This window comes from Paenibacillus sp. FSL H8-0259 (genome assembly GCF_037963255.1).
GTDB classification, from domain to species: Bacteria; Bacillota; Bacilli; order Paenibacillales; family Paenibacillaceae; genus Paenibacillus_AQ; species Paenibacillus_AQ phytohabitans.
On sequence record NZ_CP150147.1, the window covers coordinates 288,402 to 307,813 of the forward strand.

11 protein-coding genes are annotated in these 19,412 nt (G+C 55.2%); 10 read left to right on the plus strand and 1 reads right to left on the minus strand.

Features of this window, described 5'->3' with window-relative positions:
• Positions 1-23: 23 nt before the first annotated feature.
• The 10 genes from NSU01_RS01325 to NSU01_RS01370 all read left to right on the plus strand — a co-directional run bounded on the left by NSU01_RS01325 (position 24) and on the right by NSU01_RS01370 (position 17,650).
• Positions 24-1,496 (plus strand): extracellular solute-binding protein, encoded by a 1,473-nt coding sequence (locus tag NSU01_RS01325; RefSeq protein WP_076243474.1) that lies wholly within the window; start codon positions 24-26, stop codon positions 1,494-1,496.
• Between the two features lie 329 nt (positions 1,497-1,825).
• Complete coding sequence (locus NSU01_RS01330; protein ID WP_339302394.1) at positions 1,826-4,162, plus strand: collagen-like protein; 2,337 nt, start codon at positions 1,826-1,828, stop codon at positions 4,160-4,162.
• A gap of 224 nt (positions 4,163-4,386) precedes the next feature.
• Positions 4,387-5,373 (plus strand): ABC transporter permease subunit, encoded by a 987-nt coding sequence (locus NSU01_RS01335; RefSeq protein ID WP_042132845.1) that lies wholly within the window; start codon positions 4,387-4,389, stop codon positions 5,371-5,373.
• A gap of 16 nt (positions 5,374-5,389) precedes the next feature.
• Positions 5,390-6,283 (plus strand): carbohydrate ABC transporter permease, encoded by an 894-nt coding sequence (locus tag NSU01_RS01340; RefSeq protein WP_042132846.1) that lies wholly within the window; start codon positions 5,390-5,392, stop codon positions 6,281-6,283.
• 54 nt (positions 6,284-6,337) lie between these two features.
• The gene (locus NSU01_RS01345; protein WP_076243475.1) at positions 6,338-7,900 is read left to right on the plus strand and encodes an ABC transporter substrate-binding protein; all 1,563 of its coding nucleotides are present in this window, start codon (positions 6,338-6,340) and stop codon (positions 7,898-7,900) included.
• A 134-nt stretch (positions 7,901-8,034) separates the two neighbouring features.
• Positions 8,035-11,544 (plus strand): carbohydrate-binding domain-containing protein, encoded by a 3,510-nt coding sequence (locus tag NSU01_RS01350; RefSeq protein ID WP_076243476.1) that lies wholly within the window; start codon positions 8,035-8,037, stop codon positions 11,542-11,544.
• Positions 11,545-11,762: 218 nt separating this feature from the next.
• Complete coding sequence (locus NSU01_RS01355) at positions 11,763-12,734, plus strand: hypothetical protein (protein ID WP_339302397.1); 972 nt, start codon at positions 11,763-11,765, stop codon at positions 12,732-12,734.
• 361 nt (positions 12,735-13,095) lie between these two features.
• Positions 13,096-14,817, plus strand: coding sequence for a glycoside hydrolase family 3 N-terminal domain-containing protein (locus NSU01_RS01360; RefSeq protein ID WP_076243478.1), 1,722 nt, complete (start codon positions 13,096-13,098; stop codon positions 14,815-14,817).
• Complete coding sequence (locus NSU01_RS01365; RefSeq protein ID WP_231575265.1) at positions 14,814-15,908, plus strand: glycoside hydrolase family 88 protein; 1,095 nt, start codon at positions 14,814-14,816, stop codon at positions 15,906-15,908. Before NSU01_RS01360 ends, NSU01_RS01365 begins: the two co-directional genes overlap by 4 nt.
• A gap of 11 nt (positions 15,909-15,919) precedes the next feature.
• Positions 15,920-17,650, plus strand: coding sequence for a hypothetical protein (locus NSU01_RS01370; RefSeq protein ID WP_144026047.1), 1,731 nt, complete (start codon positions 15,920-15,922; stop codon positions 17,648-17,650).
• Between the two features lie 141 nt (positions 17,651-17,791).
• On the opposite strand, the gene hflX is transcribed toward NSU01_RS01370, so the two are convergent.
• Positions 17,792-19,069: a GTPase HflX gene (hflX, locus tag NSU01_RS01375; RefSeq protein WP_076243479.1), complete on the minus strand. Its 1,278-nt coding sequence runs from the start codon at positions 19,067-19,069 to the stop codon at positions 17,792-17,794.
• Positions 19,070-19,412 lie beyond the last annotated feature (343 nt).

The window sequence follows — 19,412 nt, forward strand, 5'->3', positions numbered from 1 at the left end:
GATGTCAACGCAGGAGGTGCAAGATGAAACGGTTCCTGTTCTATATCCTTGCCTTACTATTATGCGGGACTGCAGCGTATGCCATTGCTTATGACCGCCCGCTGCTGGTGGACTTCAGTCCGGGTCCTGCGGAAGCACCGGTGCAGCCCATCCGGGTAAAGATCGCCCTGTATGACTGGACGGAGAACCTGGAAGTGAAGAATGCCATCAGTCAATATAACAAAACCAACCCGGATCATATCGAGATTAACGTTATGGATATCGCTGCAGATGTCTACGATGACACCTTAAATATGCTGATGACCTCGGGACAGGGTCCGGATGTGTTCAGTGTCGACAATACCTGGCTGGCTACCTATGTCAACAAAGGGTATTTGGCTAATATGTCTGCTGAATTGAACACTGCTGACTTAAGCAGATTCCCGGCATGGGCCAGGAATTATGCACACAGTTCTTTGTTCAGAGGGGGGATCTACTTCATGCCCTCCAGTGTTGATACCGTGCGTCTCCTCTACAACAAGCAGCTGTTCCGCGATGCCGGACTTGACCCGGAGCGCCCGCCGCTTACCTTCGGAGCGGTGAAAGAGGCTGCTGCCCGGATCAGCCAGGCAGGAGAGGGCGTGAATAAATACGGCTTCGCGCTTCCTGCCGGAGACAGCCAGGATAGCCTGCAGACCGGTCTTGAAATCTCCAATACCTCCAGCGGTTACTATCTTTATAATTACCAGACCGGGCGTTATGAGCTGAGTGTATACAGATTGTGGCTGCAAATGGTGCTGGACATGAAGCGTGAGGGGAGTCTGTATCCGGGTGAGGCACTGCTTAAGCGTGACAGTGCCCTGCGGCAGTTCGCGGACGGCAATATCGGCATGATGTACGCCACCAGCAAAGATTATGTAAAGCTGCAGGAATATATGCCGAAGGACGATTGGGGAGTTGCAATGCCTCCCGTGGCGGACTCCTCCAAGCAGGGCGGCGGAGCGCTCATGATGATCCCGCACTCTCCGCTGGTTGTGAATAGTTCAGCTCCAAGCCGGGAGGCGGCGGTTAAAGTGTGGAAATTCCTGCAGTCCGGGGAATTCCTGACCATTCTGTTCCAGCAGGCGCTGGCCCTGCCGGTGGTGGACGGTATTCTCGATGTTCCGGGTCTTGCACCGGGGCTGGGGCACTTCAAGGAATTTGTTCCGAATGCCGCTGAGTCTATATATCCGCTCTCGCCGCAGATTATGGATCAATATGATCCAAGCTCGGTATCCATGGAACCGCGTGACTCGGGGGACCGTCCGAGGATGCAGCTGTATCTGCAGATTCTCTCGGGAGAGAGGCCGCTTGACGAGGGGCTCCGCAGCGAAACGGAGCGGCTGAATCAGATGCTCGACATTGCGGATACGGGGTACTCTTTTCAGCGCGAGGAGTATATCTATCCTGACTTTGATCCGCATAATCCCCTAAATGCAGAGAGTCTGGAGAGCCAGCTGAGTAAGGGACAGGAATAGAATAGCCATTATGAATCAGGGACTTAACCGGGCCGTGGCGGCTTCGGGAAAGTCCCTTTTTGTCTGCTTATTCATTTGTGCTGGATGTGTACCGGATTGGAGCGTTAACGTCCACACCGTAAGGGGAGTGCCGGAATAATACTATATAAATCAATCTTTGTACTGCTAGTTTCAGTACTATATAGCTTGAGCCAAGGAGGACAACAACATCCCCATTGGAATCATTTCAAGTTCAATCTATATAGCTTCTATGAGGGAAAAGATAGATTCAGCAGGAGTAGGAAGTAGAGTATGGGACAATTAAATCTGCAATTAAAGGAGACTGGGAAATGAGCTTCTTATCAACGGGACCGCTGGAAAATAATATGGTTGGAGGTGTTAGACCGACCACGCAGGTTACGGTCAGAATCGATAACCGCAGCAGTACTTCAGCTTCTACGGTATTGGTACAGGGTTATTACATGCTCGGGGGAATAAGAAACGTGTATGTCAGCGAGTCGCTGAATGTGGCTGCAAACGAAGTGATAACAAACACTTATTATGCGGATCTGGATGCTTTTGAATTTCTGTTTGTCACCCAGGATATGACGGACGACCCTATCCAGATTTCACTGTGGGGCAAGAGCAGCACCGGACAGCTGGTAACAGCCCACCGGCTGGTATCTGCTGAGTTGTTAGGTGAAACCACGGGGATTACCGGGGCGACAGGCGAAGCTGGCGTGGCTGGAGCAACCGGGGTTACGGGTGCAACGGGAGCTGGAGTGACTGGAGCGACTGGGGTTACGGGAGCAACAGGTAACGCAGGAGTGACCGGAGCCACTGGTGTGACTGGGGCGACGGGCGAAGCTGGCGTGACTGGTGCGACGGGCGAAGCTGGCGTGACTGGGGCGACGGGCGAAGCGGGCGTGACCGGGGCGACAGGGGAAGCTGGCGTGACTGGTGCGACGGGCGAAGCGGGCGTGACTGGGGCAACGGGCGAATCTGGAGTGACTGGTGCAACGGGCGAAGCGGGCGTGACCGGAGCGACGGGCGAATCTGGAGTGACTGGTGCAACGGGCGAAGTGGGCGTGACTGGTGCGACGGGCGAAGCTGGAGTGACTGGTGCAACGGGCGAAGCGGGCGTGACTGGAGCGACGGGCGAAGCGGGCGTGACTGGAGCGACGGGCGAAGCGGGCGTGACTGGAGCGACGGGCGAAGCGGGCGTGACTGGAGCGACGGGCGAAGCGGGCGTGACCGGGGCGACGGGCGAAGCGGGCGTGACGGGAGCAACGGGCGAAGCTGGAGTGACCGGGGCGACGGGCGAAGCGGGCGTGACCGGGGCGACGGGCGAAGCGGGAGTGACTGGGGCGACGGGCGAAGCAGGCGTGACTGGGGCGACGGGCGAAGCGGGCGTGACCGGAGCGACGGGCGAAGCGGGAGTGACCGGGGCGACCGGGGTTACAGGAGCTACGGGAGCTGGCGTGACTGGAGCGACGGGCGAAGCTGGCGTGACTGGAGCGACGGGCGAAGCGGGCGTGACTGGAGCGACGGGCGAAGCGGGCGTGACTGGAGCGACAGGGGAAGCTGGAGTGACTGGTGCAACGGGCGAAGCGGGCGTGACCGGGGCGACGGGCGAAGCTGGAGTGACCGGGGCGACGGGCGAAGCTGGAGTGACTGGTGCAACGGGCGAAGCGGGCGTGACTGGGGCGACGGGCGAAGCGGGCGTGACTGGTGCAACGGGCGAAGCGGGCGTGACCGGAGCGACTGGCGAAGCGGGAGTGACCGGGGCGACCGGGGTTACAGGAGCTACGGGAGCTGGCGTGACCGGAGCGACTGGAGTAACGGGAGCAACAGGAGACGCAGGCGCGACAGGTGCAACCGGGGTCACCGGAGCGACAGGAGTAGGTGTGACCGGAGCGACTGGAGTAACGGGAGCAACAGGAGACGCAGGCGTGACGGGTGCAACCGGGGTTACCGGAGCGACAGGAGTAGGTGTGACTGGAGCGACTGGGGTAACGGGAGCAACAGGAGACGCAGGCGTGACAGGTGCAACCGGGGTTACCGGTGCGACAGGAGTGGGAGTGACTGGAGCGACTGGGCTTACGGGAGCAACAGGCGTGACAGGTGCAACCGGTGTGACCGGCGTGACTGGAGTCACCGGAACCACGGGCTTAACCGGAACCACCGGTGCGACAGGCCCCAATATCTCAACGGAAGGCTTCTCGGCATTCCTGCCTTCGTTCTCGGCGGCAGCCAGCACACAGCTTACAGGGTGGACGGTGACGACGCCTTATTACGACAGCGCGACTTTTAACGAAACAACGGGTAACTACACGATCCCGGCCACAGGCAGATATTCGTTTGAGGCGACTATTAACTACAGTACTACGGCTGCGATTTCAGTTGCGTTGGGTGCGGGAGTGAACCCGGCTTTTGTAGTGCGGAGAACATCCCCTACGGTAACAGATTTGGTAACCGGACTCTTCCCTCTGCTGAATGTTAACATCGCACTGCTGTTGTCACTCCGGACGATATTAGGGAACGGTACAGTGACATTAACGGGTGAGTTTGAACTGACGGCAGGCGACGTAATCGGACTGTTCTACGCAGCAGATGGATTAACAATTCCGCTGGACCTTGGCGGTTCCTCCTCGGGCGTTGTGTGGTCTGTGCATAGACTGACGTAAGCAATGAGACGATACTGAACTACGAGTCAGCTTAACTAAAAAGGGGCGCCCCACAGCTATCATTGTGGAGCGCCTTTTTTGTATGACTACAAATCCACAATTCTAAACTCCGTAGGATTTTGAACTTTTATTATAGATGGCCTTATTTAGCATCAGCCGTTCTCCGGCTACACTTAAGTCATGGGAGAGAGAGAGACTGCTGAAGGAATCAGGAGGCGGAAGGAATGATTACTCAAGAGAAGAAAAGCGTAGCCGAAGCAGGAGCCAGCCTGCCGGTACACAGGAGCACGAAGCGTGGAGCCATGCTGAGACATCTGCTGAAGCACAAAGTTCTGCTGCTGATGCTGCTGCCGGGTGTGCTTTTTTTGCTGGTCAATAATTATCTGCCGATGTTCGGGATCATTATTGCCTTCAAGAATATTAACTATGTCGACGGTATTCTCGGCAGTCCGTGGGTGGGGCTGGATAACTTCAGATTCCTGTTCGCAACCTCGGATGCCTGGATTATTACCCGCAATACGGTGCTCTACAACTTTGTGTTTATTATTCTCAACCTGGTGATTGCCGTATCGATCGCGATTGCCCTGAATGAGCTGAAGAATAAGCTGGCCGCCAAATTTTATCAGAGCATCATGTTCTTCCCGTACTTCCTGTCGATGGTTGTGGTGAGTTATCTGGTGTTCGCCTTTCTGAATGTTGAATACGGTTTCATCAATAAAGGGATCTTCGCCCTGTTCGGGCTGGATGAGCTGAACTGGTATTCCGAGCCGAAATATTGGCCGTTCATTCTTCCGCTGATCAACCTCTGGAAAGGAGTGGGCTATGGCTGTGTCATCTATCTGGCGGCCATCATCGGCATTGACAATGAGTATTATGAAGCTGCCCTGATCGACGGTGCCAGCAAGTGGAAGCAGATCCTGCATATCACGATTCCGCTGATCCGTCCGGTCATTATCATCACAACGATTCTGGCCATCGGCGGGATTTTCCGCTCCGACTTCGGGCTGTTCTACCAGACCACGCTGAATTCCGGAGCACTGTACCCGACAACGCTGGTCATCGACACCTACGTCTATAACGCACTGATTAATATGGGGAACCTGGGCATGTCCGCAGCAGCGGGATTGTATCAATCGGTGGTCGGCTTCTTCCTGGTCCTCGGCTCGAACTGGATCGTGCGCAAGGTCGACAAGGATCAGGCGGTATTCTAAAAAGGAGTGGAAATCCGTGGCTAATAACGAAATATCCAGATTTACCAACATCATTCTCCATGTTATTTTTATCATCCTGTCCATTACCTGCCTGCTGCCGATTGTACTCGTCTTCATGATTTCCATTACCGACTATGATTACATCGTGCTGAACGGCTATCAATTTATCCCGGAGAAGCTCAGCCTGGAAGCCTATGCGTATATCTTCAAGGATTACAGCGTGGTATTAAAAGCGTACGGCGTGTCCTTCTTCGTCACCATCACCGGAACGCTGGTCAGTGTATTCATCTCTTCACTGTATGCGTATCCGATCTCACGGACCGATTTCAGATACCGGGGATTCTTCGCCTTCCTGATCTTCTTCACCATGCTGTTCGGCGGCGGGCTGGTGCCCTGGTATATGGTCTATACGCAGGTGCTTGATCTCAAGAACTCCATCTGGGCGCTCATCGTGCCGATGCTGCTGTCGCCGTTCAATGTGCTGATCATGAAAACGTATTTCCAGATGAGTGTACCGCCTGCGCTGATCGAAGCCTCTACAATCGACGGGGCCGGGGAGCTGCGGACGTTTTTCCAGATTGTTTTCCCGCTGTCCCTGCCGGTATTCGCCACGATTGGACTGTTCAACACGCTGCATTACTGGAATGACTGGTTCAACAGCATGATCTTCATTACCGATACAGACCTCTATTCCCTGCAATATCTGATGTACAAAATGATCTCCCAGGCGGATTACCTGAGCCGCAACGGGGCGCTCATTCAGGGCTCGGCCACCGAGCTGGCCAAATTACCGGGGGAAACGATCCGCATGGCGATGGCGCTGATTGGCATTGGCCCGATCGTGCTGGCCTACCCGTTCTTTCAGCGGTATTTCATCAAAGGCTTGACGCTTGGCTCGATTAAAGGCTAACCTCGGAATCAACCGATTAGCATATATTGTTCAATCAAGGGGAGGAAACAAAGTATGGCAGGTAAAAAAGTCACGGGTCTACTGCTGTCGCTTGTACTTATGGTTGGGTTTACCCTAGCCGGATGCTCCGGAAATAACAACAATACCGCTGCTCCTACGGAGAAGGCAGGGGAGAGCACCACGGCTCCGGCAGCCACTAAGGAAGCTGCTGCAACGGAGGCGGCCGGGACGGAAGCGCCGGATGCGCCGGATGCGCTGGAACCGGTGGAGCTGTCGCTCTATCTGCCCGGCGGGCCGGATAAGGATGTGGCTTCTGTAGAGCAGGAGATCAATGCGTATCTGAAGGATAAAATAAATGCCACGATCAAGATTAACCAGCTGAGCTGGGATAAACCGGCCGATAAGGTCAACCTGATGATCCAGTCCGGCGAAGTGTTCGACATGGTCTATACCTGGAACTTCATGACCAATGCCGCGAAGGGAGCGTATCTGCCGCTGGAAGAGCTGATCGAGGAATACGCCAAGGAAACGAAGGCACAGATCAATCCTGCTTACCTGCAGGCGGCTACTGTTAACGGACATTTGTATGCGATTCCCACAGAGAAAGAGCTGGGCCAGTCCGTCGGGTTTGCTTTTGACAAAGCGATTGTCGATAAATATGGCTTCGATGTGAACAGCATCAAGAAGCTGGAGGATATTGAACCGATGCTGAAGACGATTAAGGAGAAAGAACCAACTCTCTCCCCGCTGTTCATGAACCATACGGACAGTCTGAACTGGTTCACAGCTTATCCGGAAAGTGAGGACCTCGACGGCAGTAATGAAATCCCGACGCTGCTCGATTACAAGACGATGAAGGTATTTAACGAATATGATACGCCGGAAATTGTGGAACGGCTGAAGCTGATCCGCAGCTGGTATGAAGCGGGCTATATTAACAAGAACGGTGCCACAGACAAGACTGAGCTGAAGGATGCGGTAAAAAGCGGCAAAGCCTGGTTCGTCTACGGCAATATGAATCCGACCTCCACCAATGACTGGACCCGGCTCGCCGAGAAGCCGATGATCATCAAGACGCTGCTGCCGGTTGGCGTCAGCACCAAGAGCCTGCAGGGCTCCATGCTCGCCATCTCCAGAACCTCCAAAAACCCTGAACGGGCCATGATGTTCATGAACCTGATCCATACCGATCCGGTGCTCTATAACCTGCTGACCTTCGGCATTGAGGGCAAGCATTACAAGAAGCTGGAGAACAGCACGGTGGAGTTCATCCCGGACAGCGGCTACAACTCGGTATCTTCCTGGATGATCGGCAATGTGCTGCTGAACTACCTGAACAAGGACGAAGATCCGAACCGCGTTCAGCTGTACACCGACTGGAACAAGAACTCTGCCGTTTCGCCGGTCATCGGCTTTGTCTTCGATTCGACCAAGGTGCAGTCGCAGATCGGCGCACTGATCAATATTACGAAGCAATATAAGAACACCCTGTACTCCGGGGAAAAGGACCCTGAGCCGGTCCTGAAGGAAATGAACAGCAAGCTGAAGGCCGCAGGCCTGGATGCTGTGATTACAGAAATTCAAACGCAACTGGATGCTTTCCTGGCCGCCAAATAAGCAGCTAAGGCCATAGCACGCCCGGTATTCATAGCAGGCAGTCCCAGCGGCCGCTTGCCGGATACCGGGTATTCTCATTCGCTGAACCAGCATTTGGGGAGCCCTTATCTTATTCTCAAGAAGAGGGTGTTAATGTGCGAAAACAGAAGATTACAGGCAAGTTGCTCATTACTGTTCTGGTGCTGATGTCCGTTCTGGCGCCTGGCGGGCGAATTCTGTCCGCCGGACCGCCAGCGGCACTGACTGCTGTGCAAGAAATAATGAAGTCACCTGCGGTGCTGCCGCTAACTGCCGCTGATTCTTCCTATGGCAGGACAGTCACAGAGGATACCTATCAGCCGCCCACGCTGCTCTGGCAGGTAGGGGAGCAGGATAACAGCTCGGCAGAATTTACGGTATTTCAAGATGTGTACAGTGAGAATATTACCCTCCCCGCAAATCCCATGAGCTGGAATACCCTCTCCAAGGGCATGAAAGCAGACCACAACGGTACCATGAATCTCACCTTTAATTTAACCGGAGTCCCTCTCTACGGCGTGGAGTTCAGCTTCAAAGTTATAGATGCAAGCACCGCAATTCCGCAGCTGGCCGTCTTCGCAAACGGCAGCTTCAGCGGGCTTATTCAGATTACCGGCCTGAATGATGGAGAGACCCCGCTTACGCGCACATGGAAGCAGACCTATAAGCTCTACATTCCCAAAGAACAGCTGAAGATAGGACAGAATGAGCTTAAGCTCACCGTTGACCGGGGTTTATACGCAGATCCGCAGTCTCCCGGTTATGACGGGGACAGGTATCTGTGGTTTGAGTGGGATTATTTCAGGCTGGATGCGCTGGAGGAGCAGGCCGCCGAGCCCATACACGGGCGGTATATTCATCTTGGAAGCACAATTGCCGCATCCACCTTCAGGTATGACGAGAATGCAATCCGTCATCTGGCGCCAATGACCAAGTGGCTGGGCATTGCTTACAGCGGCAACTGGATGCGCACCTCCTTCTGGTCCGATACCAGCGCAGGCTGGGACCCGCTGGGGCGGACTTATCTGGAGACGCTGCGCGACCTGAATCTGGAGCCGATGGTCAATATCATCGGCGGGAACTGGAAGAGCAATAGTGAGCTGGCCGCCGGAACCATCAGCTCAGCGCTGCGGAGCTATTATGCCGGGTTCGTCAGCAAATTCGGTGATCTGTACCAGTATGCGGAAACGGGCAATGAGCCGGGATTATTCGGCTGGGCACAGAAGGCTGTGCTTGCGCTTCATGAGCTGATGGATGAGGAGCGGCAGACCAATAGCCAGCCGTACCTGAAGATTGTGGCCCCCGGCTGGGCGTACTGGCCGTATAACGGAACGCCTGACGGCTGGGAGCGGGATGCCAGCCAGCGGGAGGCGATTGAAGCGCTGTCGGATGTGACCAACGGACACAGCTATGGCGGCACCGGGGTTCAGCCATTGCCGGGCGGAAGCCTGTATGAGAATTTGCGTGTCTATAGCGAAGCGGATGAGGGCTTCGGCAAAGAAATGGCGATGAGCGAGACCGGCAGCAACGACAATCATTCCGACAATACGAAATATGGCACGTATGCGTACAGGTTCGCCTCTGCTTTTGACCGGGAGCTGCGGGGGGATATCGGCTATGTAGATCATATTATGCAGCATGCCGCCTTCTTCAATGACGGGACGGAGTTTGGGCTGTTCGATTCCGCGATCAACTGGAATACGCACCGCTATGAGGATACAGCTGCCGTGCCGGCCAATATCAATGAATCCGGGGAGACCCGGCTGAAGACGTTCCGCAGACTGGCCGCCGCCTATGCGACCCATGGAAGCCCGCTCAGCTACGAAGTTCTCAATGCGTCTGCATTAACCGGGCAAAAGGCATATTTCCGCGCAGTGGATACCTCGGCGCTGGGGGTTACGGCCATAGGCGCTTCGTCCGATAAAATTCTGCTTAATTTCGTCAACTTTGAGAAATCGCCAGTAACGATGCAGGTGCAGGTTGCGATGCCGTCCAGCGGAACGTATACGGGGGAACGCTTCGGTGCAGGAGATACCTATGCTGCGGCCTACTCCCGGGTTCAGCTGACAGCAACACCGTATATTACCCTTACGGTTTCGCTGGGTGCCGGGGAGACTGTCCAGTATATTCTGGATGAGCAGGAGAGTACTCTGCCATCCGCTCCGGCCAGTCCGGCAGCACTGGCCGTAAGCCATGAGCACATCAGGCTGACCTGGAATGCCTCCACAGATAATGATGCGGTCGTCAGCTACAACGTGTACCGTGACAACGGGACGGCTCCTGTAATTAATGTTCCTGGACGCCTTACCTTCTGGAGTGACTATACCGTAGCGCCACAGACTACCTACAGCTACAAGGTGCAGGCTGTGGATGACTCCGGCAATGTATCACCTTTGACTGCAGCCGTATCCGCAACCACACCGGTCATGCCGGTTACGCCGCATGTGACGGGAGATCCGGCTAAATTCGAGGCGGAGGCCACCTCGTTTGCCCTGCCGCTGAAGGTGAGTAATAACAGCAGCGCCTCGGGAGGGAAGGTGGTCGAGCAGACACATGGCGGGGGTCTGGCCATTCAGGGCTTCTATTCCACGAACGGCGGCAGCTACACCTTAACTATTGCATACGCTTCCAATCAGGAATCGAAGAAAAATATCCTCGTTAACGGAGTGAAACAGTCCACGGTTACGCTGCCCTCTACGGGAAGCTGGACTGCCAATATAACCGCGCGGCAGTATGGGATCACGCTCCAGGCGGGCTATAACACAATCAGCTTCACCTCGGCAGGAAACGGGGCGAATATCGATTATTTCAGGCTGGAAGAGGGGCTATATGTTCCGGTCTCCGCGTGGTACCCGGTTGCGCATAACCATGCTTACATCGACTATACCGGGTTCGAGACCGCGCCGAATGGGGTCTCCCATGTGACCTATGGACCGGATGCTTTGGCAGGGTTTAGCTTTAACGGCACTGGCGTCCGCTGGAGATCGGATATCAAAAGCGATATGGGCAGTGCTGACATCTACGTCGACGGCGAATATATGGAGACGATAGTGATTCCGCAGGCCGGACTTGAGGGGGATCATAAAATCGTCTACGAGCTGACGGGCCTGGAGTACGGGCTGCACCGGATTGAAATTACAGGCACCGAGGGAAAAGTCATGGTGAGCGGACTGGAGTTCCAGAGCTATGAATCGGTATTGCCGGCGCCGGGGCCGGATCTGACCGTGACGGATATCGGCTGGAATATCGTGAACAGCGACGGCAGCCCTTCGGCGCACAGCACTCCGCAGCTGGGGGATTCGCTGATTTTCTGGGCCAAAGTGAAGAACATCGGCGTCCGCCCTACACCGCTGAACACATCTACCGGACTCGGACAGATCACCGGCGGCGCCTTTTCGGTAAATGGCGGGGTTGTATCCTGGTCGGACACGAACACCAGCGTGATCCAGCCGGGTGAAGAGATCACATTAACAGCAAACAGCAGCGCCCAGGGAACACCCCGCTGGACAGTGCCAACCATTGGCAGCTTCACCATCAGCTTCTTTGTGAATGATATCTGGCGGTATGCCGAGATGAACAAGGAGAATAACAAATTAAGTGAGACCCTGCTCATCAGTCTGCCCTGACGGGCGGAATACACAGGCTTGGGCTCACGAATGAAGACTTATGCTCCCCGCGTGCTTTGAAGTGTGAAGCCGCGGGGAGTTTCTATTTCTGGGGAATGACTATATTTCGTCTACAGAGGATAGGCTTCTTTGGAATTGGAGCAGATTCGTCTGAAGGACGAATGTGTCCTGTGTCAGGGGTCTCTCTGAATCCGCCTGAAGTGGGCGACAGGAGGGGAATGGGGAACAAAAGTGCCTCTGGTTCCGCCAAAAGTGGGCGACATGAGGAAATTAAAGGGATAAATCCCTCTAATTCCGCCAAAAGTGGGCGACATGGGGAAATTAAAGGGATAAATCCCTCTAATTCCGCCAAAAGTGGGCGACATGGGGAAATTAAAGGGATAAATCCCTCTGAATCCGCCAAAAGTGGGCGACATGGGGAAATTAAAGGGAAAAATCCCTCTGAACCCGCCCAAGGTGGGCGGCATGAGGAAGTTAAAGGGATAAATCCCTCTAATTCCGCCAAAAGTGGGCGACATGGGGAAATTAAAGGGAAAAATCCCTCTGAACCCGCCCAAGGTGGGCGGCATGAGGAAGTTAAAGGGATAAATCCCTCTGAACCCGCCCAAAGTGGGCGGCATGAGGAAGTTAAAGGGATAAATCCCTCTAATTCCGCCAAAAGTGGGCGACATGGGGAGATTAAAGGGATAAATCCCTCTGAATCCGCCGAATGTGGGCGACATGAGAAAATTAAAGGGATAAATCCCTCTGGTTCCGCCAAAAGTGGGCGGCATGGGGAAATTAAAGGGATAAATTCCTCTGAACCCGCCCAAAGTGGGCGGCATGAGGAAGTTAAAGGGAAAAATCCCTCTGAACCCGCCCAAGGTGGGCGGCATGAGGAAGTTAAAGGGATAAATCCCTATGAACCCGCCAAAAGTGGGCGGTACGGGGAAATTAAAGGGATAAATCCCTCTAAATCCGCCAAAAGTGGGCGACATGAGGAAATTAAAGGGATAAATCCCTATGAACCCGCCAAAAGTGGGCGGTACGGGGAAATTAAAGGGATAAATCCCTCTAATTCCGCCAAAAGTGGGCGACATGGGAAAATTAAAGGGATAAATCCCTCTGAATCCGCCGAAAATGAGCAGCATGGGAAAATTAAAGGGATAAATCCCTCTGAATCCGCGGAAGTGGGCAGCAGGAGGGAATAAGGAGCATTAGTACTATTGATTACAACGGAGGCTGCTTCGGAAGTAGTGTGAGTGGAGCATTGTGTGGTGGCCCTAATATCTACATTAGCTGTACAGGTCACATACCCCGCATACCCCGCATACCCCGCATACCCCGCATACCCCGCATACCCTCCGGCTTGATTCACCGTTAGGGTGATTTTATTTTTGCATAAGAATTTATTTAAGAGTCCCGGCCAAATGTCTGAGTAATCAACGAAGCTAAGACCCCGCTTTGTGGGGGGATTATAGAATTTTGAACTTATATTATAGTTGGCTTTATTTAGAGCGGTCCGGCTTTTCGTTACACTTGGAGTAGAAATTACCGGGAGGAATCGGGACTATGCAGAGGCCGCTAAGCAAGGAAGAGCAGGACTGGGTAGAGCGCACGCTGGGGGCTATGAGCTTGCGGGAGCTCATCGGGCAGACGATGCAGGATCATGCAGGCAGACTGCAGTTCAAGGGGGACGACGAGGACGCTCTTCGCGGGTATCTGGCACAATATCCGGTGGGCAGCTTCTTTATCGGCGGAGAGGTCATTCAGAAGGCTGCGGGCAGAGCGGAGGATTACCGGGACTGGACCGTGATGCTGCAGAGAATCAGCAAGTTCCCGCTGCTGTTCTCCGGTGATCTGGAATTCGGGGCCGGCTCTGCAGTCAAAAGCCTCACAGCCTTCCCGCCCCTTCTCGCCCTTGCCGCAGCCGACGATGAAGCGCTGGCTTATGAATACGGTAAATATACAGCGATGGAAGGCCGGGCAGCCGGATTCACCTGGGCGCTGGCACCGGGGGTTGATCTTCTGCTGAACTGGATGAATCCCGTCATTACCACTCGCTGTCTCGGGGATGATGCCGGGCGGGCGGCACGCCTGTCTACGGCCGTCATGCGCGGGATGCAGGATTATGGCATCGCGGCTTGCGCCAAGCATTTTCCCGGCGACGGGGTGGATTACAGGGATCAGCATATCATTACTACGATTAACAGCTTATCTGAAGAGGAATGGTTCTCCACATATGGACATGTGGCTCAGAGAATCATCGATCAGGGCGTGATGTCCTATATGACCGGCCATATTGCCCTTCCCTGGATCGAAGACGGGGATACTGCCGTGAAGCCGGTGCCTGCAACCGTATCGGAGCGCATCACTACGGAGCTGCTGCGGGAACGAATGGGCTTCGATGGGGTGGTGCTGTCGGATGCGCTGGATATGGGCGGGTTTCTGGCCTGGGGAGATTATGAGAAGCGCATGATCGATTGTTTCAATTGCGGCACGGATGTGCTGCTCTGGCCGGGTGTGAGATACTTCGCGGTGATGGAGCAGGCGGTGGCGGACGGGCGGGTAAGCAGGGAACGGCTGAAGGCCAGCGTCCGGCGGATTCTGGAGATGAAAGCCCGGCTTGGAATGCAGTTTACCGGCGCTGCGGGAGAAGACGGGCTGGCATTACCGCTGCTGGAGGATAAGCTGCCGCCCGAGCTGGACTGGCAGGTTAGACAATTAAGCCGGGCGCTTGCCGGGCGCTGCATTACGCTGGTCCGCAACCGGACCGGCCAGCTGCCCCTGAGTCCGCAGACGGTCCGCCGGGTGCTGGTGATCATGCTGAACAAGGTGACGGAGGGACGCAAATACGAGCGGATGAATCTCTTCGTTGAGCAGCTTAAGGGCAGAGGGCTGCAGGTCGATATCCTCGATGAATTCGAACCGCTGACTACACTGCAGCAATGGGAGCAGACAGGGATATCTTGGGATGCTGCTTTTGCACCGTATTTCCTACCGCTGCATGGCATGATGAATACGGCCCGTCCGGTAGGCGAAGCGGCCAAGGCCATCTGGGCTATGCAGCATGCGGAGACGATCAAGCCGGTCGGCATTTCTTTTGCATCGCCGTATTTGCTGCAGGATATTCCATTCCTCGATACGCTGGTGAATGCTTATTCGCTGCATGAGGATACGGTAGAGCTTACGGTCAAAGCGCTGTTTGGCGAAATTCCGTTTCAGGGCAACTCTCCGGTCAAAGCAGATTTCGAGGGGGATTATCACGGTTCAAGGAGGCTTCGGACGTTTTGAGTACAAAACAGGAGTTAGAAGAGAAGCTGGATCTTATCTTCGAATATATGATTTCCGTCGGGCATCAGGGCAATTGGGGGATGGATATTCATCACTGGGACTGGGTGCCCGGTGTCGGTGTAATCTCCTTGATGGAATACGGAACTGCCACCGGCGCAGACAAGGTAATTGATTATCTGCTGCTCTGGGTGAACCGGAATAAGCGTAAGGCAGAGGGGGTTCGGGTCATCAACTCCCTGGCTCCATATGCGCTGTTTCCTGGACTGTACCGGCTGACCGGGGACACCTGGTTTCTGAGCAGGTCTCAGGAAATTGCCGCTTGGATGCTGGAGACTGCGCCGCGAACCCGGGAAGGGGCGCTGGAGCATACCGTGACGGAGGCTGTAGACTTCCCGGAGCAGGTGTGGGCGGATACGGTGTATATGGCCGTGCTGTTCCTGGCACGGCTTGCCGGGCTGACCGGCGACCGAGGGCTTGCAGAGGCCGCCCTGCAGCAGACCCTGCTGCATCTGCGACTGCTGCAGGACCAGGCGACGGGGCTGCTGTTCCACGGCTGGAACTGCCGGGACGGCAGCCATATGTCGGCTGCCCGCTGGGCCCGGGCCAACGCCTGGATTACGCTGGCCGTTCCCGAGATTGTGGCAGAGACCGGGCGCGTAGTTGCCGTCCCGGAAGAGCTCAGTAGCCGCTACCGTACGCTCGCTTCCGCCCTGCGGCAGGTTCAGGGAGATAATGGACTTTGGCATACTGTGCTCGACCGGCCGGATTATTACCAGGAGACGTCAGCCAGCGCCGGCATCGCCTGCGGTTTCCTCAAGGCGGTTAAGGGCGGCCTGCTGGATGACTCTTTTCTGGAGAGTGCCGGAAAGGCGCTTGAAGGAATCCTGCCGCTTATCCGTGAAGACGGTGAGGTGCAGGGAGTCTCGGGAGGCACCCCGGTAATGACTTCAATAGAAGCTTACAACGCCATTGAGAGGTATCCGGCGCTGTACGGTCAGGGACTGGTGATGCAGCTGTTGACAGAGGCGCTGGATCACCAGCACCCGCAGCACCCGCAGCAGACGGTTCCGCTGAACTCTGAAGGAAAGTGAGGAAGATGACCGTGAAGGAAACCGCAGAGCCTGTAAATAAAGAGATGAACCATCTGCAGCTGCTGATTCAAAGAATGGCCGGACTGGAGTCCCGTTATGATCCGGGCATCTGCATGCTGCGTTCCCCGTTCAGCAGCCCGGGTTATCATACGACCCTGAAGCAGGCGGAGTTCATCCATTCCACCAGAGATTCACTCTCCTATGCACTCGGACTGCTTGATACGGAGCTGGCCCGTTATGAACAGCGGGCATTCGATATCATCCGGCAGGTGATCTCCCTGCAGGATACCGACCGGAGCCATGCTACCTTCGGGATCTGGTCCTGGTTCTATGAGGAGCCGCTGCACCAGATGGCGCCTCCGGACTGGAACTGGGCCGATTTCTGCGGCAGCCGGCTGGTTCAGGCGATCGCACGCCACGGCCACCGCTTCCCGGAAGGCCTGCGGGAAGATATGATTCATTCCATTGATTATGCCTGCGAGGCGATTATCAGGCGGAATGTGGGTCCGGACTATACCAATATTGCGATTATCGGAGCTTTTGTTACGAGAATTGCCGGGGAGCAATTAGGACGCGAGGATTATGCGGCATACGGTCTGGAGCGGCTTCGGAAGCTGCATGCCCATACCATGGAGCATGGGGCTTTTCAGGAATACAACAGTCCGGTCTATACCTACATTGCCATTCTGGAGCTGTCGAAGCTTCAGTCCGAGACCACGGACAGCACGGTCAAAGCACTGACCGGAGAACTGCTTGAACTGACCTGGAAGACCGTCGCGGGCTATTATCACCCGGCCACGGCCCAGTGGTCCGGGCCGCATTCCCGCAGTTACGGGGCGCTGCTGAATGAGCAGAGCAAGGCTTTTCTGCAAATGGCGACGGGAGGAGCGGTGAAGTTCTTCCCCTGGAAGGAGCTGCCCTACGAGGAAGAATGGTATAGGAGCGGCATCCACTGCCCGCCTGCTTATCTGGCTGGCTTCACGTCTCCTGAGACGAAGGAAGTAAGGCAGCTCTTGGAAGGCGAAGGGGAGGGGCAAATGGACGGCGGCAAATGGGCGGTCACCTATATGACCCCGCAGTTTAGTATCGGTTCCTTCACACATAGTGATCTGTGGAATCAAAGACGGCCGCTGGTGGTCTATGCGGACAATCATGGCCAGCCGGCCTATATCCGGCTCCGCTGCCTGCATGACGGCTATGACTACTGCTCTGCACGCTTCAAATCACTGCAGGAAGCAGAACATTTGCTGTTCGGTGTAGATTTCATTACGGACGGCGGCGATACTCATCCGAATCTCGACCGGACCGGCGGCATCATTGAGGCCGCAGATCTGCGGCTGCGGCTGGAGATTGGCGGGTGCCTGGATGGGATCATCGCCGGGCCTACGGAAGAAGGGGCGAGCATCATCATTGGGGGAACTGCGTTTAACCTGACGACCTGGTTCGCGGCATTCAGCGGGCATGCAGGTGCGGTGCGCAGCTGGGCGTGGGAAATTCATAACGCGGAAGACAGCATAAATATCGATATGATTCTCTATACAGGCCCGCGCAGAAGCATTGATTTCATCTCTTTACAGCAGGCAGCGCTGGTATTCTCACTGGAGGTACAGCCGGAGCATGAAGAGGCGGTTTACGCTGAACCGCTTCTGGAGATGACAGATGACGGCGGGTTACGTGTGAACCGCAGCAGCGGAAGGGACGGAGGGTTCTTGCTTCAATTAAATCCCGGTCCGGCAAAATAAGGCGGACAGATCGGCTGTCCGCGGGTCTTTAAGGAGTTTACTGCTGGAAGTATTCACTGCTTCCGGTGCTTCCATATACAACAGCAGGAGCAGGCCCCGGTAAGAGTTACCGGGGCCTGCTCCTGTTACATAGAGAGGATTCTATTGCGAAAGCTCAACAAAATCACCCCGGAACCGCTCATAATCGGCGGCCCGGCACTCCAGCTTAAGACGTGTGCCCTGCTCTTCATAGCTGACGGACTGCACATCGGCATGCTCATTGAAGTAAGAAACAATGCTGCCCCGGTCGAACGGGACCAGAATCTCACACTGAATATAATCGGTAAAGATCCGGCTGCGGATCAGCGCCGTAAGCTCGGTAATTCCGCGGTTCTTCAGCGCAGAGAGCGTTACAGAATTCTCCTGGACCTGCGGAAAAGGCTGGTCCGTCAGATCAGCTTTGTTGTAGGCATACAGGGTGGGAATGCCGTCAGCGCCCAGCGCCTTCAGGGTCTCATCCGTTACAGCCATATGCTGCTCATGCTGCGGATCGGAAATGTCGACCACATGGATCAGCAGATCCGCTTCCGTGACCTCTTCCAGTGTCGAGCGGAAGGCCTTGACCAGATGATGGGGCAGCTGGCTGACGAACCCGACGGTATCTGTGAGCAGGAAGGTTTTGTGATCGGGCAGATCGATACTGCGCACTGATGTTTCGAGAGTGGCGAACAGCATATCCTTGGCGAAGACCCCTTTGCCCGAGCCGGGATGATAGGTCTCCACCAGCGTATTCATTAAGCTCGACTTGCCGGTATTGGTGTAGCCTACGAGACAAACGACAGGCACCTCATTCTTGTGGCGCTGCTTACGCTGAATCTGGCGCCTTGAGACCTGTGCCTGCAGCTCTGTCTGGAGGACGGAGATACGCTCCTCGATTCTTCTGCGGTCCAGCTCCAGCTTCGTCTCCCCGGCCCCTCTGTTCTTCAGGCCGGTTCCGCCTCCGCCGCCTTGTCTGCCCAGAGATTCGCGCAAGCCCGTCAGGCGGGGAAGCATGTACTGCAGCTGCGCTACTTCCACCTGCAGCTGGGCTTCCTTGGTTTTGGCACGCTGCGCGAAGATGTTCAGAATCAGAATCGTCCGGTCAATGACCTGATGGTCAAGCGTTGATTCCAGATTACGGATCTGGGACGGCGACAGCTCATCATTAAAGATAACGATGGGCGCATCATGCTGCTCCATCAGCAGCGCCAGCTCCTGGATTTTGCCGGTTCCGATATAATGCGAGGGGTTCACCCGGCTGGACTTCTGGCTGAGCTCAGCCACGACCTCAATCTCGCAGGCGGCTGCCAGATTGCGCAGCTCCTCCATGGCGTAATCGAAGTTATTGTCATTCTGCAGCTGTACACCGACGATGACTGCTTTTTGTTGTACGGATTCCATATATAGTTCAACCTCCATTGTTAAATTTGGACATAAAAAAGCACAGGCAGTCTGCCTGTGCTAAAAGGATTGTGAGGATCAACAGAATAGGGTCCTGTAGAGCCGTTACACCAATAACAGTTCTACAGCTATGGCACTCCCGTAGATAATATGAAGCCAAGAACCGGCAGCGTCAGGGAGGAATAGTTCTCTATTCCAGCCAGGCATGGGCTGCGGTTCAGTATATTCACTATGGGGATGCAATTCCTAAAGGCATACGCCGGGCCGGGCGGAGCAACCTCGGTTCTCCGTTCAGATACAAGGGAAATTATAGACTTCACGCTATAAATTATCCTGTTGTCCC